Source organism: Dendrosporobacter sp. 1207_IL3150 (assembly GCF_036763085.1).
Taxonomy (GTDB): domain Bacteria; phylum Bacillota; class Negativicutes; order DSM-1736; family Dendrosporobacteraceae; genus JBAIYU01.
In genome coordinates this window covers 16056-40110 of the sequence record NZ_JBAIYU010000023.1, presented here as the reverse complement: position 1 = coordinate 40110, position 24055 = coordinate 16056, and the positions used below count along the sequence as shown (strand labels likewise).

Genomic DNA, 24055 nt, shown 5'->3' with positions numbered 1-24055 from the left:
ACTAAGCCTCCTTATAAAGTTATTCATAATATATTATGTAATTACTACAACATAGGAGACCTAATTTACAAATTAAAAAACAATTTTAAATTAGTGTTATGCATTTACAAAAATATCTATGTTAAGAGAGCCTTATAACTAAAGTAATTGTTATTGAAGTCTTATTGTAGATTGAATGTTGTAAGGCTAATTAAGTGTAAAGCAAGGCACCCATTTCTTGACGAAAGGGTGCCTTATTAGTCGAGAATTATTCGAATTGGTGTTTGAACATCAGCAAGAAGTATGGTTTAAGAAATTACTGGTTTAAGTTGGGTTAATACTGAATTTAGGATTTAGTCGATAACTATTTTAGCTAAGCGAGTAGACCCGGCAGTTGCCTATCCTAAATCAGGTTAGTAAAGCGTAATATTAGAGAGTATTGTCAAAATCTTGGTCTTGAAGTGGTTTCTTAACGCTTGATCATTCAAGATTGAGGCCTGCACTTGCAAAACCAAATATGGTTGTAGCTATATCAAGTCCAGCAGAAACGCTGGCTGTGAATACCATTAACAAGCGCGTTCCAGCTGTTACAGGGATTGTAAGACCTGTCGTGATTCCACTAGCATTGTCACCAATAACAACCAGGCCGGTAAATGCAGGAGCTAACGTTACAGTAGCTCCCGGAATTGGAGCAAAGATATCATCTGGTGTGGCTGAACTGTAAAGCTGCGCCGAAATTGTTACAGTACTCCCTACAAGGGCTACAGCTGCTCCAATACTATAATAAGCGGCAATCGAGGTAATAACGCCATCTCGCGGCATCGAGAATGCAAAGCTGTTAGAACCGGTAATGTCAATAACGCCACCTATTGTTGTAGCGACATCATTGGACCCAAAACCAACTAGGGACTGAATGCCAACTAAACCGCCTAAAACCGTAGTTAGTGTGGTGAGACCTCCGGAAGCAAATGGAATTATAGCACCGGCGCCGGTAGCACCAGTAGCGCCAGTAGCACCTGCAAGACCAGTATCACCAGTGGCGCCAGTAGGTCCGGTGGCACCAGTAGCACCTGCGAGACCAACATCACCAGTTGCGCCGGTAGCACCAGTAGCACCAGTAGCGCCAGTAGCACCTGCAAGACCAGTATCACCAGTGGCGCCAGTAGGTCCGGTGGCACCAGTAGCACCTGCGAGACCAACATCACCAGTGGCGCCAGTAGGTCCGGTGGCACCAGTAGCACCTGCGAGACCAACATCACCAGTGGCGCCAGTAGGTCCGGTGGCACCAGTAGCACCTGCAAGACCAGTATCACCAGTGGCGCCAGTAGGTCCGGTGGCACCAGTAGCACCTGCGAGACCAACATCACCAGTGGCGCCAGTAGCACCAGTAGCGCCAGTAGCACCTGCAAGACCAGTATCACCAGTGGCGCCAGTAGGTCCGGTGGCACCAGTAGCACCTGCGAGACCAACATCACCAGTGGCACCAGTAGGTCCGGTGGCACCAGTTGCGCCAGTAGCACCAGTGGCACCTGCGAGACCAACATCACCAGTAGCGCCAGTAGGTCCGGTGGCACCAGTAGCACCTGCGATACCAGCATCCCCAGTTGCGCCGGTAGCACCGGTTTCACCTACGCCAGTAGGGCCAGTTGGACCGGTAGGACCAGTAGGGCCGGTTGGACCGGTAGCACCAGTTTCACCTGCGCCAGTAGGACCAGTGGGGCCAGCAGGACCAGTTGGGCCGGTAGGACCAGTAGGACCAGGAGGGCCGTCAGAAGGGCCAGTAGCACCAGTAGGGCCGGTAGGACCTGTGGCACCAGTGCTACCAGTAATAGATGGGCCGGTAGGACCAGTGGGGCCAGTAGGGCCAGTTGGACCAGTAGGGCCAGTAGGACCAGTAGGACCGGTAAAGCCGTTAGCGCCAGTAGCACCAGTTGTTCCAGTAATGCCTGTTGGTCCAATCTCTCCAGTAGGACCAGTAGGACCGGTAGGGCCTGTTATACCAGTAGCGCCAGTTGAACCAGTGATTCCAGTAGGGCCCACAGGTCCTATAGGACCTATGAAGCAGCAAGGGTCGGGTAAACAGCAGCAAGATTTGTCATGGTGTTTTTCTTCGCATTTTTTTTCGTGATTATGATAATAGTTTGGTTCTTGGTGGTGTCCTGGGTAGTAGCTTGGTTGGTCATCATGTAAATTTTGCTGATGGTTTGAATAATGGGTCTCTTGAACGTTCTCTTGATTATTTGAGTAGGTATATTGTTTTTTAAAGTGCTTATGACCACGTCTCCTTCTGCGACGATGCGTATCAGAGGATGTACTTTTTTTATTAGAGCTGTCAGTATGGTCCAATTGAATGTTCCCCCTTTCAGTTTCTGTGTAAAGTATTACGTAATATACTATGTAGTTCTTTATTTAAAGGGAACACATTGGGGTAATTAGATAGCTGCGAGAGCAGAGAAATCTTTTTTTCTTTCACAACAGAAGAGGCTCAGAATAAGATATAAAACAACAATTAAATTTTTAAAAGATCAAAGAATCTTACGGGGACAAGTTAAGGAGGAACGATCTATGGTTAAGCAATCAAGCAAATTACATCTTGGCTGTGGTTTTACTATTTTACCGGATTGGATAAATGTTGATTGTGTGGCTAATCCTGGTGTTGATTTAGTCTTTGACCTAAATAATTGTGATAAAGAAAGTTTACCACTAGAAGATAATAGTATTGAAAGAATTATGGCTGTTCATTTAATAGAACATATTTCAAAGCCGCTTCCTTTGATGCAAGAGCTATATCGTGTTGCAAAGCCGGATGCCGAGATGATATGTTATGTTCCTTATGGGGCAAGTGATGATGCTTTTGAGGACCCAACGCATATAAGGCCATATTTCCTCAATTCTTTTTCTTATTTTTCACAGCCCTATTACTGGCGGGCAAATTATGGTTATACAGGAGATTGGAAGCCAGAAACTATTAGACTTAAGATATCTTCAGCAAAGTACAGCGGCAAGTTAGTTCAAGATATAATGGCGGATATTATGAATCTGCGGAATATTGTGTCAGAAATGTGTGTGGTAATGAGAGCAATAAAACCAGCGAGAGAACCTAAGCGGGAACTACAGGTGCGTCCTAATATTCTTTTCGATTTTATTTAATAAAAAAGATATCTAACTATAACTTGAAACCTCCTTATGAGAAGGCTACTTATAGTTAGATATAAATCAGAGGTGGCTTGTGAGTCTACTACTTTGAGGATCTATTTGCAAGGACGATCACCATAAAATAAACTGCCTTGGGGTTACCCCCAGGGCAGTTTATTTTTACGTAATATTAAAATTTAAATGTTTAAAGACTAGCTGCCGCTTCCGAGAGTTATATTTAAGCCGCCTGCAGCACCAGTACCGATAGTGATAGGAATGTCGCAGAAGGTAGGGCCAGCGCCAGCGTAGATAATGTTTTCACAATTAATTGCAACGCAAGTTCCTTCAGGGAAAGTTGTTCCTGCAATACCTAATGATAGACCAGTTAAAATCTCACCGATTACTGTGCAGGTAAAATTGCTTAAACTTACGGCAGCAGCGGGTCTTGTTAACTCTAATAATATGAATTTGCAGTCATCTTCTATTTCAACATCAATATCTATCTTAGGTTCACAGCACTTGTCGTGATGTTTGTCTTCATGCTTGCATTTGTCTTCATGCTTGCATTTATCATCATGCTTGCATTTTTCGTCTGGAATTAAATGATCAGCATTGTAGCCTGGGATGAAGTAGCTTCTTTCATCACCATGAAAACCTTTGATTTTTCCTGTTAACACCTGAAGGTCTTTAAGAACGAACGTTACATTAACACAATTTGAGAAATCAAATCCTTTTGGAAAAAGTGTTTTTAATCCCATACTGTCACTCCCTTTTCATTTTGGCATTTGTTTGCGCCTAATACATATTATGCAGTTGTTATGTAATGGTGACTTAATGTCCTCTTATGTCTAGAATAAGCATCAATACTAATATTTTTTTATGTAGCAATAAGCATGTAGCTAGATTAATGAATAGAATAATGTAGCAGATAATAAAAAATTTCTGGGAGCTGATAGTATGTTTATGAAGAATAAATTTCCCGAATTTAAATTAGAATTCGGCTCAACTGTCACTGTTCTTACAACTGCGGCTGCATGTACAAATTATAAACGGCCAAATAATCAAGGCGTCTTTACTGGTGTTGTACTTGATGATACAGACCTAAAATTTGACCGCCTACCAAAAACTGTAAATATTACAGTTGAGGGAGAATACTGCGATAACGACTATTATGATGATGAATACGAAGAAGATAAAAATATTTGCTGTAAAGACAATGATTCAAAGTATTATGAAGAAGAGAAAAACTATAAACATGAAAAGGAAGATGAAGAGAAACATCAACATAAATACGAAGCAAAGTATGATGAAGAGAAGTATCATCATAAACACGAAGAAAAAAATGATGACGATAAGTATTATCATAAAAAAGAATGTAAACACAAACATGACAAGTGCCAGCATAAACACAAAGTAAAGGGTAAAGATGAATTTCTAATTTTGTCATTGACATGTCCATCATATCCTTTTATTCCTGGTCAACTTGTGTGGATAAATATCGAAGAAATCGTGGCACTTTCCGTTGCTTGCCCCAAATAAGAAGCAGATTTGCTGTGTTGATAATGCGCCAGATGATTAGGATTTAAAATTTCTCAAGTAGGTGCAGCAAGTAAATCTAACCAGCATAAGAAATACTCCAGAAAGTAAAAAATAAGCAGAAGGGTGGTATAAAACACCATTTCTGCTTATTTTTTATCTAAAACTTTGAAGCTAAGAGTTAATCTTGCCCAGTTAATTTTGCAGCTATTAATATTAAGAACTTCTTGGTAATCTATATAAAATCAAATAAATACTACATCAAATTTAAACTAATATAATCATTTAGAGCTTTCCGAATTATGGACATGCTGTTAAAATATATTAAACGATTGGAAATGGGGGGAATACTTTTGTACGATATAATTCTGTTTGATCTTGATGGAACACTTACTGATCCAAAGGAAGGGATAACAAAGTCAGTACAGTATGCTCTAGCTAAACTGGGAATAGATGAACCAGGTTTAGATAAATTAATACACTTCATTGGGCCGCCGCTGCTCACATCATTTAAGGAAGCCTATAATATGGACGAAACTAAGGCTAACCTTGCTTTAAAGTATTATCGAGAAAGGTTTTCGGATATTGGACTGTATGAGAATGCTGTTTTTCCGGGAATTAGGGAAATGCTCCACAAACTTAAAGACCAGGGAAAAACGCTTATTGTTGCTACTTCAAAGCCGACTGTTTTTTCGGTCAAAATTTTAGAACATTTTGGGCTAAGCGAATATTTCAAATCGGTAGTCGGCAGTAATCTTGATGGTACAAGAGTCGAAAAGGGTGAGGTAATTGAATTTGCCTTATCGGAACTTGGTACTATTGATCGTGACAAGATTATTATGGTTGGCGATCGAAAGCATGATGTTATTGGGGCTAAAAATAATGGTATTGATGTCATTGCTATTGCTTATGGCTATGGCAGCAAGGAAGAACTTACAGCAACTGGGCCAACCCACTTAATTGCAACTGTTCTAGAATTAAGTGAATTCTTACAAAATAATTAAAATATTTAAGTTTAACCATCCTTATTGGCTTAAAGTCAAGTAAGGATGGTTTTTTATATCTAGGCTAAATATTCGATTTTTATATTTTTACTTTTAAATTGTATGGAATAATGTACTTTATTTACCTTAAAAATGAAAAATTGCGCATATGAAATGAAAAAAGGATAAAAATAACCGAACAATTTAAAAGAATGATATTGAAAAAGTTCGGCATTGGAGTTTATAATAGTGAAGGGGTTTTTGATGAAGGATTAAGTCGTAATTAGTCGAAAACTTTTCAGCAATTTATTGCGTATTAATTTATAACAGAATTCTAATGTAGAAACTAGCTGTAAATAACTTTTTAAATATAATAATTGAGTATCCTAAGTTTTTCATTTAAGGGGGAGTAAGTGTGTTTACACTAAACGATCTTGTGCAGCCAGAAACAATCGAGGACGCTTACCAAATTCTTGTTGCTAGAAAAAACAATACTGTATTAGGTGGCTGCGCTTTTTTAAGAATGGGCTCCCAAAGGTTCTCGGCAGCAGTAGATTTGACCAAGCTAGGCTTAAATTATATTCAAGAGCAGGATGAGTATATCGAAATCGGTGCTATGGCTACATTCCGTGATGTCGAGGTTCATCCCGGCCTGCTCCGTTTAGCAAATGGAATTTTACCTCAGGCGGTCGGCAATGTCTTAGGAGTTCAATTCAGAAATGTCGTTACAATAGGTGCTTCAGTTTATTCAAGGTATGGCTTTTCCGATCTTATCACGGCTTTACTTGCACTAGAAACCGAGATAGAACTCTATAAGGGCGGAAGAATGTCGCTAGCTGAGTTTTTGGACAGGCCGCGTGATAAAGATATTTTGACAAAAATTATAATAAAGAAAAATATGTGTAAAGCGTCATATCAAAGTTTGAGAATGTCTGCAAGTGATTATCCGGTTCTAAATGTTGCAGTTTCAAACACTGACGGCAAGTGGACAGTCGCTGTCGGTGCAAGGCCACGGAGAGCGGCGATAGCTAAAATGTTATCTAAGGAGTTGTCTCAAAAAGAGGTAAACTCTGATAATGTTGATTTTTTTGCAAATATTGCTGTTGAGGAACTAGCCTTTGGAACAAATGCCAGAGGTACTGCTGAGTATCGTAAAGCAATGTGCAAAGTATTGATTAAGCGAGCTATTAAGGAGGTGTTACAGTGCAAATAGAAGTTACTATCAATGGTAAAAAAGCATCGTTACAAGTAGCAAATGATGAAGTTTTAGTTGATAGCCTGCGAAAACACGGTCTTTCCAGTGTTCGTAGAGGCTGTGACACCACTTGCTGTGGTCTTTGCAGTGTCTGGATTGATGGTAAACCAACACTGTCCTGTGCCGTCCTGGCGTTTAGAGTCAATGGCAAAGATATTACGACAATAGAAGGCGTTCAAACGGAAGCCGAAGAATTTGCTCAAGTTCTTGCGGCGGAAGGAGCCGAACAATGCGGATTTTGCAGCCCTGGGTTTATTATGACAGTGCTTGCTATGAAGAGAGAACTTCAAAATCCTAATGAAGAAGAAATAATTCATTATCTGACTGGTAACCTCTGTCGCTGCACTGGCTACATGGGACAGATGAGAGCTGTTAAAAAGTATTTGGGGGTAACAGCATAATGAATATTGTAGGTAAAGGGATTGCTAAAATTGATGCGATAAACATTGCTACCGGCAAACCTGTCTATACTGAAGATTTGGCTATGCATAATGCTCTAGTTGTTAAGATATTGCACAGCCCTCATGCTTTTGCAAAAATAAAGTCTATTGATACAACCAAGGCTGAAAAGTTAGCTGGTGTTGAATGTGTTTTAACTTATAAAGACGTACCTAACGTTCGATTTACACTTGCCGGACAATCTTATCCTGAACCTTCTCCTTATGACAGGCTTATTCTTGAAGACATGGTAAGATATGTGGGCGATGAGGTCGCAATAATTGCGGCAGTTGATGAAGCAACTGCTTTAAAGGCAATGAAACTTATTAAGGTAGACTATGAAGTGCTTGAACCAGTATTGGATTTCGAACAGGCAGAGGGACATAGCTCAGTAATTCATCCAGAGGAAGACCTCCACTGTAATTTCGATATTGGGATGAACAAGGATTTAAACATAGTTTCTTCCTATAAGCTTGAAGCAGGCGACGTCGAAGAAGAACTGACTAAGTGTGATGTAGTTGTTGAGGACACTTACTATACACAAGCTCAAGCCCATGCAATGATGGAAACATACCGCGCATTCAGCTATATGGACCATGCAGGAAGGCTTGTCTTAATAAGTTCAACCCAAATCCCGTTTCATGTTCGGAGAAAATTGGCCAGAGCTTTGAAGTTGCCTGCAAGTAAAATTCGAGTAATTAAACCCCGTATCGGCGGAGGTTTTGGCGGTAAACAGACAGTTGCGGTTGAACCTTTCGTTGCGGCTGTAACAGTTAAAACAGGTAAACCGGCCTTATTGATTTACGATAGAAAAGAGACCTTCACCAGTACTACCAGCCGCCACGCGATGCGGTTAAAAGTTAGACTGGGAGCAGACAATGACGGGTTCATCAGGGTAGTAGATATTCAAGGCTTGTCAGACACGGGGGCATATGGAGAACATGCTTCAACAGTATTTTCGGTTGTTGGGGACAAGACCCTTCCTCTTTATAACAAGACTAAAGCCGCAAGGTTTATGGGCAATGTAGTTTACACTAACAAAATGCCTGCCGGAGCTTTTAGGGGTTACGGAGCAACCCAAGGAACTTTTGCTCTTGAATGCACAGTTAATAAACTTGCTGAAAAGTTAAACATAGATCCGACGGAATTAAGACTTAAAAACCTTATCAAAGAAGGTGAAACTTGCCTTACGTATAAGGGGAAAATTATCGGCAGCTCAACTTTGGACAGATGTATTGAAAAAGGCAAACAGCTAATAGGCTGGGATGAGAAATATCCTAAAACGGAGTTACCTGACAACAAGGTAAGAGCGGTCGGTATGGCCGTTACCATGCAGGGCTCAGGGATAGCTGGTATTGATACAGCTTCGGCTGAAGTCAGATTAAACGATGATGGCAACTATACCTTATTAGTTGGCTCAACTGATATGGGGACAGGCAGTGATACCATTTTGGCTCAAATGGCGGCCGAAGTGTTGGAAACAACAATGGACACAATTATTGTTTACTCGGCAGATACTGATGTATCACCATATGATCCAGGCTCGTACGCTTCCAGTACAACTTACGTTACAGGTATGGCAGTAGTTAAAGCAGCTGAAGACTTAAAACAGCAGATAATTGAGCAAGGCGCTAGATTTTTAGAAGTACAGCCTGATGAAGTTGAATTTAACGGAACGGTTATTGAGACAATCGAAGGCTCACGGTCTATAACATTAGAAAAACTTGCTGAGCTTTTAGTTCTCGGTATGGGAAATAAGCAGTTAGTCGGAAATGCCACATATGGCAGTCCTGTTTCGCCGCCACCGTTCATCGCCGGCTTTGCTGAAGTTGAAGTTGATAAGGAAACTGGTAAGGTAGAGTTAATTGACTATGTAGCCGTTGTTGACTGCGGTACTGTCATTAATCCTAATTTAGCAAGGATACAGGTTGAAGGCGGTATAGTTCAAGGAATTGGTATGGCACTATATGAAGATGTTCGATATGACGAACGCGGCAGAATGACAACAGACTCCTTTATGCAGTATAAAATACCTTCCCGTAAAGATGTGGGTACTATTAGGGTAGCTTTTGAAGAAAGCTATGAACCTACCGGGCCATTTGGAGCTAAATCTGTTGGTGAAGTTGTAGTTAATACACCTCCGCCAGCTATTGTTAACGCAATTTACAACGCTATTGGGGTAAGGTTTAACAGCTTGCCGGTAACTCCAGAAAAAGTTTTTATGGGTATGCAAAAATTATAAGTTATTGAACAGGAGAGAGAAAATGAACAAAAATCAAATTCACCCAGTTGACCAGATGCTACCGTTAGGTCAATTATTTGCGTATGGTTTACAGCACGTTTTGGCCATGTATGCCGGTGCAGTTGCCGTTCCACTAATTATTGCCAACGCTCTTGGTTTAAGTAAAGAACAGCTTATCTATTTGATCAATGCAGATTTGTTTACTTGTGGTGTTGCGACGCTAATCCAAACACTTGGTTTTTGGAAGTTTGGAGTAAAAATTCCTATTATACAAGGTGTAACTTTTGCTGCTGTAACCCCAATGATTATGATTGGTAAAACTCATGGTTTAACTGGTATTTATGGTTCAGTAATTGTAGCAGGCTTTATAACATTATTAGTTAGTCCTTATTTTAGCCGTTTGATTCGTTTCTTCCCTCCTGTTGTTACAGGTTCTATAATTACAATAATCGGTGTTTCGCTTCTTCCGGTAGCTGTGCGCTGGGCGGGCGGGGGAAATCCTGCTGCAGCGAATTTTGGTTCACCGAGTTTTATAGCATTGGCATTCTTGGTATTATTACTTGTATTATTCTTCTATCGCTATTTTAAAGGCTTCATGAGTAACATTGCTGTTTTACTAGGTTTAGTTGCTGGTACAATAATCGCTATACCAATGGGCTTAGTTAATTTTTCTGAAGTTCCTAAGGCCGCCTGGATTGGCGTAACTACTCCATTTGCATTTGGTCTGCCAACTTTTGATATAGCTTCAATAGCAGCTATGACGCTGGTAATGCTTGTTGTAATGACTGAAACTACTGGCGATATAATTGCAGTAGGTGAAATAATTGATAAACCTATTAATCAAGATGACTTAACACGCGGTTTAAGAGCTGATGGTTTTTCAACAATGCTTGGCGGTATTTTTAATGCATTCCCTTATACAGCCTATGCCCAAAATGTTGGTCTTGTTGGCTTGACACGCGTTAAGAGCCGCTATGTAGTGGCTGCCGCTGGTGCTATCTTAGTTGTACTTGGTTTATTCCCTAAAGCGGCTGCAATCGTCGCTTCAATTCCTAACGCTGTTTTAGGCGGAGCAGGTATTGCCATGTTTGGTATGGTAACTGCAAGTGGAATCAAAACACTTTCCAAAGTTAAGTTTGAAGGTACCCATAATATGATGGTTGTTGCTATTAGTATTGCAGTTGGTCTTATTCCTCTAGCTGTTCCTGGTTTTTATCATAAATTCCCTAGCTGGGCACAAGTAATTCTGCACAGTGGCATAACTGCCGGAAGCATCATGGCAATAGTACTAAATGCAGTGCTGAATGATACAGCAAAAGAAGTTGAGCCTATGCCTAGACAAGAATATCTATAATTAGTAATAATTAGGGGTTCAGGTATTTATCGCCTGGACCCCTTTTCCGTGCTTTTCAAATGTTTTGGTCTACGAAATTTCATAAATGAAGGACATTTTTGCAATTGTATTGAAATACGAACTAAATTAAATTTGAAATATTTGGTTAATGCTTATTCAAATACAAACTGCTGTATACTATAGCTATAAAGAGTTTCTTGAGGTGTGAAATGGATAAATTGGTTTTGATCAAGGGCGGCGGCGATATCGCTACAGGAATTGCCCATAGGCTTTTCATGAGCGGCTTCAAAATTGCTATTACTGAACTTCCTAAACCGACTATGGTACGACGAAGCGTGTCCTTTGCACAGTCGGTATACGATATCGAAACAACAGTAGAGGGTGTTACAGCAAAATGTGTTGAATTGGAGCAAGCCGAGAGTGTTTTGGTGCAGGGCTGCATTCCGGTTATAATTAGCGATGTAAATAACTGTATTGATAAACTTAAGCCAACTTTTTTTGTAGATGCAATAATCGCTAAATACAATACTGGTACCAGTATAACCGATGCCAAAGTGGTAGTAGCAGTTGGTCCCGGCTTCACTGCTGGCCAGGATGTTCATGCTGTAGTTGAAACTATGCGAGGCCACGACTTGGGAAGAGTGTACTATAAAGGTGCTGCCATTCCCGATACTGGGATTCCTGGTGAAATTGCCGGTTATACAGTTGAGCGGTTACTGCGCGCGCCCGAAGATGGGGAATTCGTCAGTTCCCGTAAAATAGGCGATCAAGTAGTTGCTGGTGATATTGTAGGACATGTAGCTAGCAATGAAGTCCGTGCAGGTATTAATGGGATTATTCGGGGGCTTATTCAAGACAAGCTTATTGTTTACAAAGGTATGAAAATTGGTGATATTGATCCTCGCTGCCGGCGTGAACATTGTTTTACTATCTCTGATAAAGCGAGAGCAGTTGCGGGCGGTGTGTTAGAAGCAATTATGCACTTAAAATAATGGAGTAATAATATGGATGTTTTCGAAAAATTAATTCAAATAGCTGAAAAAAAACAAACTGCGGACATCATTACACTAGTTAGCACACCAACTGACAAGTGTCGTGCAGGGCAAATGCTAATAAGTTATTCTGACCACGAGCGAGAAGGAATTATCATTGACGAGATTTTTAGCGGGCTGATAATGGAATATGTTAAAACTCATACATGGACTAAGCCCCATTTAATAGATTTAGATTACGGCGGAGAGTATCGTTTATTCTGGGATCAGCTTTCAATACGTCCTAGCGCACTGGTGCTTGGGGCTGGACACATTAGTCAGCCTCTGGTCGATCTTTTGACTATGGTCGACTATGAAGTTACTGTTGCCGACGATCGTCCGGATTTTGCTAATAGAAGCCGTTTTCCTAAAGCTAAAGATATAATTTGCAAAGATTTCAGGCAAATAATGAAGGAGATAGGGCAAGCCACTTATTCAGCAGCAATTATTGTAACAAGAGGGCACCGTTATGATTTAGAGTGTTTAAGAGGTCTAATAAACCAAAAAAATAATTATATTGGTATGATCGGTAGTCAGCGTCGCGTAAACTCAATAATAGCAATGCTGACCGAGGAAGGAGTTTCAAAGGAGGCTTTGAACAAGCTGCATTCGCCTATTGGACTTGATATAGGAGCGCAAACTCCAGCCGAAATTGCAGTTAGCATTGTTTCCGAAATTATCGCTGACGCTCGGGGTGGAAGTTGTCTGCCACTTAGTGCTAAGCGGAGGTGATTATATGGATTTTGATCTACTTACAGCAATAGGTCTTATTAAGGAAGATGAAGGAAAAGCAGCCTTAGTTACTGTTATCAATACCAAAGGCTCTACGCCACGAAAGGCAGGCAGTAAGATGCTAGTTTATCCAAACGGTCAAGTTGTAGGAACGATTGGTGGGGGATGTGCGGAAGCTGAGGTGAAGATTAAGGCGCTTCAAGCAATCGATGATGGACGTTCCTTTACTTACGAGATTAGTATGCTAAACGATGCAGCTGCCGAGGAAGGCATGGTTTGCGGCGGAATTATGGAAGTTTTTATTCAAATTGTTTGAATTTAACGTAATGTCTGATTTGAGGTGGACTAATGGATTTATGGGATACAGTTTGCCTGCGAACGCCTGGTATTATAGCTTGTACAGGAGCGGGTGGAAAGACCTCGCTTATTTTGTCACTAAGCGCAGGTGCAAAGTTTCGGAAGATCCCGTTAGTTATCACAACAACGACCAAAATGTATTACGATCAAATTATAAAGTTTCAGCAGGTAGCATCTTCGACATATGAAGAAGGAAGTTTAGCTGTTAAAGAACTTCTTGCGAAAGAACATACTGTTGTTTGGTTTCGTGAAATAAAGAGTGATAAGATTATCGGTATTCCGCCTGAATGGATTGATCGATTTTCTAAGGAGAATCCTAACTACTTTATTTTGGTTGAAGCAGATGGCGCAGCACAAACCATGATTAAAGCACCTGCAGCACATGAACCAGTAGTACCGAATTTAACCTCTGTCACAATAGGTGTACTGAGTCTTGATGCAATCGGGAAACCATTATCAGCAGTAACCGCGCATCGTTTGCCATTAGTGCTAAAGTTATTGGGAAAGCAACAAGGTGATATAGTAGAGTGGCTTGATCTTATAAAATTAGCTACCCATAAATTCGGCATTTTTCAATATAGTAAGGGACAAAAAATATTATTGCTTTCAGGGGCAAACTCAGCAGTAAGTTCTAGCGTTTTTATGAAGGAATATTTCCAAAAGGTGGACCATCAAATTTCCCGCTGTATATTGGCTAGCGGGTATGGCTTTCAAATGCAGCCGATTGGAGTGTATAACTTGTGACAATTAACCTTGGTGCTGTTATTTTGGCGGCTGGTTTATCTCGCAGGATGGGACAGCAAAAGCTTTTGCTTCCTTTAAACGATATACCGATACTAGCAAATGTTTTGGGTACTGTAATGGCTTTTGAATGGGCTGAGTGTATAGCTGTAATTGGTGAACCGCAGCAAAATTTAGCCGAAATTTGCGATGAGCATCAAGTTAACTGGATTTTTAATGATGCTCGGGAAACAGGTCAGGCGTCATCTATCCGTTTGGCTTTAAGTAAATTAGGCGAAAAACTGGATGGAGTAATCTTTATACCAGGGGATCAGCCCTTAATTTCTGAGCAATTAATAAAGGCACTCATAGACCGATTTTATATGGTAAACAATTCAGAAGCTATTATCGTTCCTCAATATAAAGGACAAAATTTTAGTCCAGTAATATTTGGTGCCGAATGGCGGGATTCTTTAATGAACCTTGCCGGAGATAACGGTGGACGCAGCATTATTAGGGAAAATTCTAAGTGGGTAGAGCCCTTGGAATGGACTGATAAATGGGTCTTTTATGACGCTGATACTCATGAGGAGTATGAGTGTTTAATTCGAGAAAATAACCGGCGGCATTAGTTCGTTAGTAAAGTGTAAATTTTTGCAGGAATTTTGGATTTGTTGTTGAACCAATAAGACCGTAGACTTAGAGCCACAGGGATAGCATATTACTGCTGGTTAATTTCTGAGTTATAGTCGGTATCCATGCAGGAACCGAACTAGTAAGGGCATTGGTCTTAGACGACTTATATCCTTATGGAATAAGAGCGGAGGGGTTTATAATGGTACAAAAAAAATCTAAAGTTCGAAAAATGGCTGTTGTAGGAATGTTATCAGCCATCTGTGTCATCCTAGGTTTAACAGGTTATGGTTTTATACCGCTGCCTATGGCTAAAGCGACTATTATGCATATTCCTGTTATAATTGGTGCTATATTGGAAGGGCCGATAGTTGGAATGCTGATAGGCTTGATTTTTGGGTTGTTTAGTATTTTTCAAAACATGGCGACACCTAATGTTTTATCCTTTGCATTTATTAATCCACTTGTGTCTGTAGTTCCGCGTATAATGATTGGATTAACTGCTTATTACTCATATAAACTTATTTCTGCTAAGCGAGAGTCGCTCGGTATTGGGGTTGGTGCAGCTATTGGTTCACTGACTAATACTATTGGTGTGCTTGGAATGATTTATATCTTATATGCAGCCGATTTTGCAGTTGCAAGAGGAATTAATCCTGATACAGTATTTAAAGTTATCAGTGGCATCGCAGTTATGAACGGTGTGCCTGAAGCGATTATTTCCACGGCTATAACTGTGCCAGTTGTGCTAGCAGTAAAAAGAGTAAAATAAATTGTGATATAGCTAAGAGGCAATTGAGCGAATTACTCATTGCCTCTTTTTAATATTTTCAGAGCAAAAAATTAAATATTGGTTAAAAATATTAGGACATTATTTTTTTTGAAGGCTTCTTAATACTAATCGTTGAATAATTATTTAACAGATTATAATTGTTTAGTTATACTATAGTTCCGAGGAGGGAGAAATTTGGTTGTAATGCGTTCGGTTTGTCCGTATGACTGTCCAGATGCCTGCGGCTTACTTGTGCATGTTGAGGAAGGAAAAGCAATAAAGGTTAGCGGTGATAATGAGCATCCTTTTACCAGGGGTACATTATGTCCCAAGATGGCTAAGTATGAAAAAACGGTCCATTCGACTCAACGGATTGTTACACCATTAATTCGCTCTGGACCTAAAGGAAGCGGTAGTTATAAACCGATTTCCTGGGAGCAAGCCATTGAACAAATTACGCTTAAATGGACAGAGATAATTGAAAAATATGGGGCCGAAGCAATACTGCCATTCTCTTACGCAGGAACAATGGGCTTAGTACAGCGCAACGCAGGTCATCCTTTCTTCTATAGTCTTGGTGCATCCCGTTTGGAACGAACCATCTGTGCGCCAGCAAAGGGCTATGGCTGGCAGGCTGTTATGGGGGAAACATTAGCTCCGCATCCCAGTGAAATTCAAAAGAGTGATTTGGTTATCCTGTGGGGACTTCATGCTTTAGCCACAAATATCCATATTATGCATGATGTGGATTATGCAAAAAAACGCGGTGCTAAAGTTTGGCTCATTGATACCTATAAAACATCAACGGCAAAAGCGGCAGATGAAGTTTTTGTGGTTAAGCCTGGTACTGATGGTGCGCTGGCATTAGGTATGATGCATGTAATTGATCGTGATAACTTAATAGATAATGATTTTATAAATTCGAGTGTTCAAGGTTTCGAGGATTTTAAAAATGAAATACTGCCTCAATACACACCTGAAGCCGTATGTGAAATAACAGGCTTATCCGCTGAGGTTATTGAAGAAATGGCTCGCGCTTATGCGAAAGCCAAGGCACCATTTATACGTTTAGGCAGTGGTTTATCACGCTATGGTAATGGTGCTATGACTGTTAGAACGATAACCTGTTTGCCAGCGCTGGTTGGTGCTTGGAAAAAGCCAGGGGGCGGGCTAATGGCGTCAGTTTCTACTGGAAGTGCATTAGATGCCGCATTTGTAACCAGGGAAGATTTTCAAGAAAACATTACCCGAAATATAAACATGAATCAACTTGGAAGTGCACTTAATGAACTGGCAAATCCGCCAGTAATGAGTCTATATGTTTACGCATCTAACCCGGCGGCAGTTGTACCTGACCAGAATAAGGTTATCGCTGGTCTAGAAAGAGATGATTTATTTACCATTGTTCATGAAAGATTTATGACTGACACGGCTAAGTATGCTGATATAATTCTGCCAGCTACTACTTCACTTGAGCATAGCGATATTTATCGTTCTTATGGGCACTATGCAGTTCAACGAGCATATCCAGTGATACCGGCAGTGGGTGAGTCGAAGTCTAATTGGGAAGTGTTTTGTTTACTTGCAAATGCAATGGGAATAAAGAACGATTTTTTTAATATGTCAGCTGATGATTTAATTGAAGCGGCTTTGAGTGAGCCTTCGACCTGGCTGGCTCAGACCAATCTAGATGAACTTCGACAAGGATTGCCAGTTGAATTACCTCTCGCTCACGACTATAAAACCAGCTTTAAGACACCTTCAGGCAAAATTGAAATACTCAATCCAAGGGAAGAAGAACGCTTACCTTATTTTAAGCTTCCTTATGGTGACGAGGAAAAATATTGGCTGGTGAACTCACCTGATCCACGGCTTTTAAATTCGTCGTTCAATGAGCGTATTGATCTAATAAAAAAAGATAAAATGCTGCTCAAAATGAATCCAGCTGATGCAGCTCAGGAAGGGTTTAAGTCTGGCGATTTTATTACTGCTTATAACAACCGTGGTGAAGTTGATTTTGAATTAAAGATAACAAATGATGTACCGCCTGGTATAGTTGTCACAGAAGGTGTTTGGTGGATAGAACATGCTCCTGGTAAAAGAGCTGTTAATGCACTTACTTCACAACGCTTGACCGATAAAGCCAAAGGAAGTACCTTCTATGATGTAAAAGTAAGCGTTAGATTAGCTTCTAATAACATAGCTCTTCAAAAACTGTAATTCGGAAAGATGGACCGATGCTTATGCCAAATTTATATTAAAAGTAAATCGGAGGAATGATTAAATGCCAGACTTTACTCATTTTAATGAGCGCGGCGAAAGCCGAATGGTTGATGTTACGGATAAGCCGTTGACTAATCGCATTGCGATTGCTCGTGGTCAGGTTTTTATGAAGGAAGAGACGCTGCTTAAAATATATGATTCAAAAATCGAAAAAGGTAACGTTCTAGAGGTTGCCAGATTAGCAGGAATAATGGGGGCAAAGCAGACGCATCAGTTAATTCCGCTTTGCCATCCTCTAGCAGTCAGTGGAATTGAGCTTACTTTTTATCGTCAAACAAAATCAGTGCTTATTGAGGCTACCGTGAAGGTAAGTGGTCAAACTGGCGTAGAGATGGAAGCTTTGACTGCCGTATCGATTGCTGCATTAACTATCTATGATATGTGTAAAGCTATAGATAGGGCGATGGTCATTTCTAATATTTGTCTTGTACATAAAGAAGGCGGCGCAAGTGGATTGTATGAGAGGAAGGATGATATATGTCCGGAACAATAACTGCTGTCTGCATCAGCAAAGCTAAAGGGGTAAGGAAAGAGCCTGTCCCAGAAGCTCAATTGTGTGCAAATTGGGGAATAGAAGGTGACGCACATGCAGGTAAGTGGCACCGACAAATTAGTCTATTAAGTATAACGAGTGTCGACAAAATGCGTGAAGCCAGTCTGGAGCGGGGGATTGATTTAGCTCCAGGTGATTTTGCCGAGAATCTTACTGTAGCTGGTATGGATGTAGCAGCACTGCCTATAGGAACATATTTAACAGTTGGTGATGCATTGCTGGAGGTAACTCAGATCGGTAAAAAGTGCCATCATAATTGCGAGATTTTTAAACAAGTCGGCGAATGTGTTATGCCTAAGGAAGGTATCTTTGCAAGGGTTCTCAAAGGCGGTAAAGTTAGTACTGGCGATAAAATAGAGGTATGGAATGGTATACCAGTTGCTGTAATAACTGCCAGTGATAAAGGATCAAAAGGCGAACGGGAAGATTTGAGCGGACAAGAAATTAAACAAATGATTAGCGAAATAAATGGCGAGGTTATAGATTACCGCATACTGCCAGACGATATTGACATCCTAGCCGGTGCTATGACTGAACTTATTGACCAGACCGGTGCTGCTTTAGTGTTGACAACAGGCGGAACTGGCTTCGCTCAGCGTGATGTTACACCAGAAGCAACTTTAAAAGTTATCGAACGTCAAGTCCCTGGACTTCCGGAAGCTATGAGGCGAGAAAGCTACTCAAAGACTTCACGGGCAATGTTAAGCCGCGCAACTTCCGGAATAAGAGGAAAAAGCTTGATTGTAAATCTGCCTGGTAGTCCGAAAGGGGTTCGTGAATGTTTGCAAGTTATCATGCCCGTCCTGCCCCATGCAATCGAAATATTGCGTGGTACTGGCGGAGAATGCGGTAAACAATAGGATTAATCTGTTAAACCTCTGGGCTGGGTATATAAATTATCCAACTGTATAGACTATCAATTCAAAGATGTCTATATGGAGGTAGAAAAAATTGAAAGAAAGTAAAAATAAAGCTGATGCATACTTAGAATACTCAGGTCCGAAGATTGATTCGACTCAAGAAATTTCACCAGAGGAAGAAAAGGAAGCTAAAGCTGAAGCGAGCATCCAAGCTGCAATGATGTTCCTGCGAGGAGAATAAGCTCTTTTCAGTAAAAGATGCCCCCCTATGGTGCTTCCATAGGGGGGCATACTAAGTCAGTTGCTGAATTTCAGATGGAGTTTAAGCTCCACCTGAATTAAGGCTACCTTGATGACTTGACCTCTGTATCTCATTGATGTTAAATACTACAAAGATAAATCCTGCCACTACAAAAACTGAGAGAATTGAGGATATTGTTATTAGTTCTAATAGCGCAAGATAATGTGAGGCTATTTCGGCAAACGGAAGTGTTTGAATGTTTTTAACCTGACTTGCGGCACCGTTTGTTAAGAGTGAGGTAATTTGGCTGGCAACATTCGTAAGCCACCATATTTTTATGATTGTTGGACCTTGTTTAACAGCAAAGCCTTGCTTAGATGAATTCTTAAAACTCTCATTCCATAATTCTGTAATTACCTGATATGGTTTATAAAGATTTAATATCGGGACAAAAAACCAACCGACAGCCCAGCCAGGTGAAAACTTTGCCGGGACTTTATTTAATACTAGTAGGTTTTTATAGCTTTTATATAACCAAATAAGAAAACTCAACATACTAATTGAGGTAAGTATAAGGATAATGCCGCCAAAGCTTTCAATTGAGGCCAGCGACTGAATAAGAATATGAAGCTCTTCTGCTGGCAGTTTATGGCCTGAACTTATTTTAGCAAGTATGATATTAGTGCCATAAGCCATGTAAGCTAGATATGCTGTTGCAAGCAGTGTACATAATAAGGAGAAAGAAACAAAGTGTTGTGTAAACTTCATTTTTGAGAAAGTCAAAAAATATTACCTCCTATTAGCTTCTACTATTCTAATTATTCAGTTACCGTTGGAATTAATCCTTCTTTTATTTTGGATATCATTTGTTTTGTAAGTATTAAAAGGATCAACAAAATTACTAAGAAAGGAAGAGCAATGACAAAAGAAAGTAATAACTCAGCATTAGGGACTTGGACAACCAAAAGTGAGTTAGAAAAGGTTGTAACGGTAGGTATGCATGGAGTACCTGAGATTAAACAAGGGGAAAAATCGGCTTATCTGGGAGAGTTTAAGGAAAGGATTCTACGCAGTTTAACGAAAGAGCAGGTTGAAGAAGCAGCGATATATACTGAAATAAAGCAGGCACTTGAGGATAAACGATCAGCGAAACTGATCCTAAGCGGTGATTTGGACAACAAGAATACTGAAAAATATCAGAAATTAGCGCGTAAAATTGGCAAACCATTTGTGGTAAGGCATGATCAAAAATACAAAAGTGATATAGGCTTAGTCATTGCGAGCAATGAAGCCGTGGAAATTGAAGATATTGAAGTTGAGCAGCGCCAAGAAAAACTAGCGAGATTAGGCTTGTCAGATCAATTAATTAAATCAGCTGGTTATAAGATATGCTCAGAGTGCTATGATCTTTTAGTCAGTATAGCTCCAGAGGAAACAGTGAATTATGATCGTTTAAATTTCCTTGATCGAATTACCGGCGAAAAATGTCCGGCTCATTCTGATTAATTTATTAACGTTTATGAATCTTCTAGGGCAGTTCAGACAATAGGTTTTCAACGGCCAGGAACATCTACTTAGGGTAGATGTTTTTTATTTAATATAGAATATTGTTGGTCCATGCCTGCTTAAGTTACCTTGGATAAAAATACTTTTGATTTCTCTAAAAAAAAACAAAAAAATATATAGTATAATTCAAATAGGTAATTATGATAGTTCTTGTTTTGCGCTAAGGCGGTTTAACCGCTATTGGATTAGTTTGCAAAAAAATAAAGTGGGGGTGCCGCATGGGGTCAATATGGACGAAAATTAAACAAAATAAAAAGTGGCTGTTACTTCTGTTGGTTGTTGGTTTAGCCATTAAAGGCGGTCTGTATTATCAGTCAAGCCAAACACAAGGGCAGTCTACGGTTCAAACGGTAAAAGTTGAACGAGGTGACGTTGTTTCGACGGTTTCGGCTACAGGTACCATAAAACCAGTAAATATGGTTGATATCAGTTCGAAGATAACCGGACTTTTGCAGGAGGTAAAAGTTAAGGAGAACGATTATGTTAAAGCAGGTCAAGTATTAGTAATACTTGACGATAAGCGTTTACAGGCACAACTGACTCAAGTGCAGGAAAGACTTAATAATGCCGCTGCAAACTATGAACGCAATCTAACTTTAAATAAAATCGGAGCGGTGTCAAATCAGCAGATAGATACCTCAAGAATGGAATACAAGGTAGCGCAAGCTAGTTATGATGATGCTGTATCGCAGCTCAATGAAACAGTTATTAAGTCACCGATTGATGGTGTAGTTATCGGCAAACCAATTCCTGCGGGGCAAACTGTTGCTCAAGGTATTTCAAATCCAATGGTTATTTTGACTGTTGCCGACATGTCAAAAATGCAAATCGAAACCCAAGTGGATGAATCCGATATAGGCAAAGTAGCGCTAGGCCAAACAGCTACTTTTACGGTTGATGCTTATCCAGGGAAAGTTTTTAAAGGTAAAGTTTCAAATATCTCGCAAAAAGCAAATGTACAGCAGAATGTTGTTTATTATTCTGTAATAATTGATATTGATTCAACAGATAGTCTCTTAAAACCGACTATGACAGCGCGAGTGTCAATTCAGAGCGGAGAAAGTAAAAATACAATGACCCTGCCTTTGGCGGCTATTAAAACCAATAAAAATCAACAGTATGTTGTTGTATTAAGAGAGGGCGGCAAGACTGAAAATATCAATATTACAACAGGTCTTGTCGGCGACGATCGCATTGAGATTACAAGCGGTTTGAATGATGGTGATCAAGTAGTTATAACTTTAGCAAAGCCGCAAACTCAGAACCCAACAGGTCAGAAAGGCAGCAGTCCTAGTATAATGGGCAGAGGTATGGGAGGACGCTGATAGGAGGGAACAACAGTGACTATCGAGTTATCTAAAGTTACAAAGAGTTATCAGATGGGTGATACTACTGTCCACGCGTTGGCTGGTGTAACTCTGAGTATTGGCGAAGGGGAATTTACTGCAATAATGGGTCCTTCGGGATCGGGTAAATCAACTTTGATGAATATTTTAGGCTGTTTGGACCGTCCAACAAGCGGTTCATATATATTGGATAATCAGGAAGTGGCTACTTTAAATGACGATGAACTTGCTGCTACTCGCAATAAGAGAATAGGCTTTGTATTTCAAAATTTTAATTTGCTGCCGCGGATTACGGCTCATCAGAATGTAGCTCTTCCGCTAGTTTATGCTGGGGTAGATAAGCATGAACGTAATGAACGGGCGGCACAAGCCTTGGCGATGGTGGGGCTTGAACAGCGACTTCATCATTTGCCGAATGAAATGTCAGGCGGTCAGCGGCAGCGTGTTGCAATTGCTAGAGCGCTCGTAAACAATCCGACAATTATAATGGCTGATGAACCGACAGGAAATCTAGATACTAAATCCGGTATCGAGGTTATGGAGATATTTAATAATCTTAATGCCCAGGGAAGAACCATTATTTTAGTTACACATGAGCCTGATATAGCAGAAAATGCACGGCGGATTATTCATGTACGTGATGGCTTGATTGTGCGTGACGAGTGGAGAAAGGGGTGACTATATGTTTGGTGAAAGCGTTGCAATTGCCTTAAATGCGCTAGTTGCCAACAAGCTGCGCTCAATTCTCACAATGTTAGGTATCATTATAGGTGTTGGTGCGGTTATTGCTATGATTTCAATAGGGATGGGTGTGCAAAATAAAGTAGAAACTTCAATTGCCAGTCTTGGCAGTAATCTTATTATGATTACGCCAGGGGCAGCTTCGTCCTCTGGGGCCAGGCAAGCAGCCGGTTCTAATACTACTTTGACAATGAAAGACTCACAAGCTATCGCACGTGAAGTTCCGGGAATAACACAAGTAGCGCCAAGTGTTAGCCGCCAGTTTCAGCTCATCGCAGGAAACCAAAACTGGACTACATCTGTACAAGGAACGACACCTGAATATCAAGAGGTTAGAAATACCACTGTCCAAAGCGGCAGTTTTATAACTAATCAGGATGTTGAGACAAGAAATAGAGTTGCTGTAATAGGGCCTACAGTTGCAACCAACTTATTTGGTGATGTAAATGCAGTAGGTCAAACTATTCGAATTAACAAGTCACCTTTTAAAGTAATCGGAGTATTAGAGAGCAAGGGACAATCGGCAGGTGGAATGGACCAGGATGACACAGTTATTGTTCCAATAACAACGGCCCAAGAACGGCTTATGGGCATAACATACGTTCAAATGATAAGTGTGCAAGTTGAGAACACTGATAGTGTTAATCAAGTTCAAGACGATCTCACAACACTTTTAAGGGCGCGTCATAAAATAACAGGTGATAAGACTGATGATTTTTCAGTTCGCAACATGGTAAGTGTAATGAATACCGCTGCTGAGACAACGCAGACAATTACCTTATTACTTGGTAATATTGCTGCCATATCGCTGCTAGTCGGCGGGATTGGCATTATGAATATAATGCTAGTGTCTGTTACCGAGCGAACTAGAGAAATTGGCATTCGTAAAGCTTTAGGCGCTAAATATAAGGATATTTTGATGCAATTTCTGATTGAAGCTGTTGTTATAGGTGTGGTCGGCGGTACTATTGGCATTCTTTTTGGCGTAGGAACATCTTATGTTGTTTCAATATTCGCCGGTTGGAATACAGTTATTTCTCCTGTTTCAATAATTGCAGCCTTTGCCTTCTCGGTAGGGGTTGGGCTATTTTTTGGAATATACCCGGCCCGCAAGGCTGCTTTGCTTGATCCTATAGATGCCTTAAGATATGAATAATCAACGCCTGCTAAGAAAATAAATAAGAGCCTCCAATTAGGGAGGCTCTCGTTTTCTAGTAAGCTTAATCGTGTAACGTGACTTCAATACGTGCTTATGGCGATTTAAGGTATCAATCACTAAATTATACCATATTTAACAA

Annotated in this window: 24 protein-coding genes; 21 read left to right on the top strand and 3 right to left on the bottom strand. The window is 40.4% G+C overall.

Annotated features, from left to right (window positions below):
- Positions 1 to 459: 459 nt before the first annotated feature.
- On the bottom strand, positions 460 to 2325 hold the full coding sequence (locus V6C17_RS12550; protein ID WP_333522925.1) for an exosporium glycoprotein BclB-related protein: 1866 nt from the start codon (positions 2323 to 2325) through the stop codon (positions 460 to 462).
- Between the two features lie 219 nt (positions 2326 to 2544).
- Between V6C17_RS12550 and V6C17_RS12545 the strand changes: the two genes are divergently transcribed.
- Positions 2545 to 3129, top strand: a complete 585-nt coding sequence (locus tag V6C17_RS12545; protein ID WP_333522924.1) for a class I SAM-dependent methyltransferase — start codon at positions 2545 to 2547, stop codon at positions 3127 to 3129.
- Positions 3130 to 3326: 197 nt separating this feature from the next.
- Here V6C17_RS12545 and V6C17_RS12540 read toward each other — a convergent pair whose 3' ends face one another.
- Positions 3327 to 3872 carry a hypothetical protein gene (locus V6C17_RS12540; protein WP_333522923.1) on the bottom strand — a complete coding sequence of 182 codons (546 nt, stop codon included), beginning with the start codon at positions 3870 to 3872 and terminating at the stop codon, positions 3327 to 3329.
- Positions 3873 to 4071: 199 nt separating this feature from the next.
- Between V6C17_RS12540 and V6C17_RS12535 the strand changes: the two genes are divergently transcribed.
- From V6C17_RS12535 to V6C17_RS12460, 16 genes are all read left to right on the top strand, one after another.
- Positions 4072 to 4653, top strand: a complete 582-nt coding sequence (locus V6C17_RS12535; protein ID WP_333522922.1) for a hypothetical protein — start codon at positions 4072 to 4074, stop codon at positions 4651 to 4653.
- A gap of 350 nt (positions 4654 to 5003) precedes the next feature.
- Entirely contained in the window at positions 5004 to 5654 is a 651-nt protein-coding gene (locus tag V6C17_RS12530) for an HAD family hydrolase (protein ID WP_333522921.1), read from the top strand.
- A 394-nt stretch (positions 5655 to 6048) separates the two neighbouring features.
- On the top strand, positions 6049 to 6846 hold the full coding sequence (locus V6C17_RS12525; protein WP_333522920.1) for an FAD binding domain-containing protein: 798 nt from the start codon (positions 6049 to 6051) through the stop codon (positions 6844 to 6846).
- Positions 6837 to 7289 (top strand): (2Fe-2S)-binding protein, encoded by a 453-nt coding sequence (locus V6C17_RS12520; protein WP_333522919.1) that lies wholly within the window; start codon positions 6837 to 6839, stop codon positions 7287 to 7289. Before V6C17_RS12525 ends, V6C17_RS12520 begins: the two co-directional genes overlap by 10 nt.
- On the top strand, positions 7289 to 9568 hold the full coding sequence (locus V6C17_RS12515) for a xanthine dehydrogenase family protein molybdopterin-binding subunit (RefSeq protein ID WP_333522918.1): 2280 nt from the start codon (positions 7289 to 7291) through the stop codon (positions 9566 to 9568). Before V6C17_RS12520 ends, V6C17_RS12515 begins: the two co-directional genes overlap by 1 nt.
- 22 nt (positions 9569 to 9590) lie before the next feature.
- Positions 9591 to 10922: a nucleobase:cation symporter-2 family protein gene (locus V6C17_RS12510; protein ID WP_333522917.1), complete on the top strand. Its 1332-nt coding sequence runs from the start codon at positions 9591 to 9593 to the stop codon at positions 10920 to 10922.
- A 209-nt stretch (positions 10923 to 11131) separates the two neighbouring features.
- Positions 11132 to 11914 carry a selenium-dependent molybdenum cofactor biosynthesis protein YqeB gene (gene yqeB / locus V6C17_RS12505; protein ID WP_333522916.1) on the top strand — a complete coding sequence of 261 codons (783 nt, stop codon included), beginning with the start codon at positions 11132 to 11134 and terminating at the stop codon, positions 11912 to 11914.
- Positions 11915 to 11926: 12 nt separating this feature from the next.
- Complete coding sequence (locus V6C17_RS12500; RefSeq protein WP_333522915.1) at positions 11927 to 12685, top strand: XdhC family protein; 759 nt, start codon at positions 11927 to 11929, stop codon at positions 12683 to 12685.
- Positions 12686 to 12689: 4 nt separating this feature from the next.
- Positions 12690 to 13001, top strand: a complete 312-nt coding sequence (locus V6C17_RS12495) for an XdhC family protein (protein ID WP_333522914.1) — start codon at positions 12690 to 12692, stop codon at positions 12999 to 13001.
- A 32-nt stretch (positions 13002 to 13033) separates the two neighbouring features.
- Complete coding sequence (gene yqeC / locus V6C17_RS12490) at positions 13034 to 13786, top strand: selenium cofactor biosynthesis protein YqeC (RefSeq protein ID WP_333522913.1); 753 nt, start codon at positions 13034 to 13036, stop codon at positions 13784 to 13786.
- Positions 13783 to 14394, top strand: coding sequence for a nucleotidyltransferase family protein (locus V6C17_RS12485; RefSeq protein WP_333522912.1), 612 nt, complete (start codon positions 13783 to 13785; stop codon positions 14392 to 14394). The genes yqeC and V6C17_RS12485 overlap by 4 nt, the downstream gene beginning before the upstream one ends.
- Before the next feature lie 203 nt (positions 14395 to 14597).
- Positions 14598 to 15167, top strand: a complete 570-nt coding sequence (locus V6C17_RS12480) for an ECF transporter S component (protein ID WP_333522911.1) — start codon at positions 14598 to 14600, stop codon at positions 15165 to 15167.
- Positions 15168 to 15371: 204 nt separating this feature from the next.
- A complete protein-coding gene (locus V6C17_RS12475; protein ID WP_333522932.1) occupies positions 15372 to 17387 on the top strand; it encodes a molybdopterin-dependent oxidoreductase in 2016 nt (671 codons plus the stop codon).
- 64 nt (positions 17388 to 17451) lie between these two features.
- A complete protein-coding gene (gene moaC / locus V6C17_RS12470; protein ID WP_333522910.1) occupies positions 17452 to 17943 on the top strand; it encodes a cyclic pyranopterin monophosphate synthase MoaC in 492 nt (163 codons plus the stop codon).
- Positions 17928 to 18863, top strand: coding sequence for a molybdenum cofactor synthesis domain-containing protein (locus tag V6C17_RS12465; protein WP_333522909.1), 936 nt, complete (start codon positions 17928 to 17930; stop codon positions 18861 to 18863). The genes moaC and V6C17_RS12465 overlap by 16 nt, the downstream gene beginning before the upstream one ends.
- Positions 18864 to 18954: 91 nt before the next feature.
- A complete protein-coding gene (locus V6C17_RS12460) occupies positions 18955 to 19104 on the top strand; it encodes a hypothetical protein (protein WP_333522908.1) in 150 nt (49 codons plus the stop codon).
- An 81-nt stretch (positions 19105 to 19185) separates the two neighbouring features.
- Here V6C17_RS12460 and V6C17_RS12455 read toward each other — a convergent pair whose 3' ends face one another.
- Positions 19186 to 19887 carry a DUF4328 domain-containing protein gene (locus tag V6C17_RS12455; protein WP_333522907.1) on the bottom strand — a complete coding sequence of 234 codons (702 nt, stop codon included), beginning with the start codon at positions 19885 to 19887 and terminating at the stop codon, positions 19186 to 19188.
- A gap of 135 nt (positions 19888 to 20022) precedes the next feature.
- Here V6C17_RS12455 and V6C17_RS12450 point away from each other — a divergent pair, with 135 nt between their 5' ends.
- The 4 genes from V6C17_RS12450 to V6C17_RS12435 all read left to right on the top strand — a co-directional run bounded on the left by V6C17_RS12450 (position 20023) and on the right by V6C17_RS12435 (position 23913).
- Positions 20023 to 20610: a YueI family protein gene (locus V6C17_RS12450; RefSeq protein WP_333522906.1), complete on the top strand. Its 588-nt coding sequence runs from the start codon at positions 20023 to 20025 to the stop codon at positions 20608 to 20610.
- Positions 20611 to 20888: 278 nt separating this feature from the next.
- Complete coding sequence (locus V6C17_RS12445) at positions 20889 to 21995, top strand: efflux RND transporter periplasmic adaptor subunit (protein WP_333522905.1); 1107 nt, start codon at positions 20889 to 20891, stop codon at positions 21993 to 21995.
- 15 nt (positions 21996 to 22010) lie between these two features.
- The gene (locus V6C17_RS12440) at positions 22011 to 22694 is read left to right on the top strand and encodes an ABC transporter ATP-binding protein (protein WP_333522904.1); all 684 of its coding nucleotides are present in this window, start codon (positions 22011 to 22013) and stop codon (positions 22692 to 22694) included.
- A gap of 4 nt (positions 22695 to 22698) precedes the next feature.
- Positions 22699 to 23913 (top strand): ABC transporter permease, encoded by a 1215-nt coding sequence (locus V6C17_RS12435; RefSeq protein ID WP_333522903.1) that lies wholly within the window; start codon positions 22699 to 22701, stop codon positions 23911 to 23913.
- The last annotated feature ends 142 nt before the right edge of the window (positions 23914 to 24055 follow it).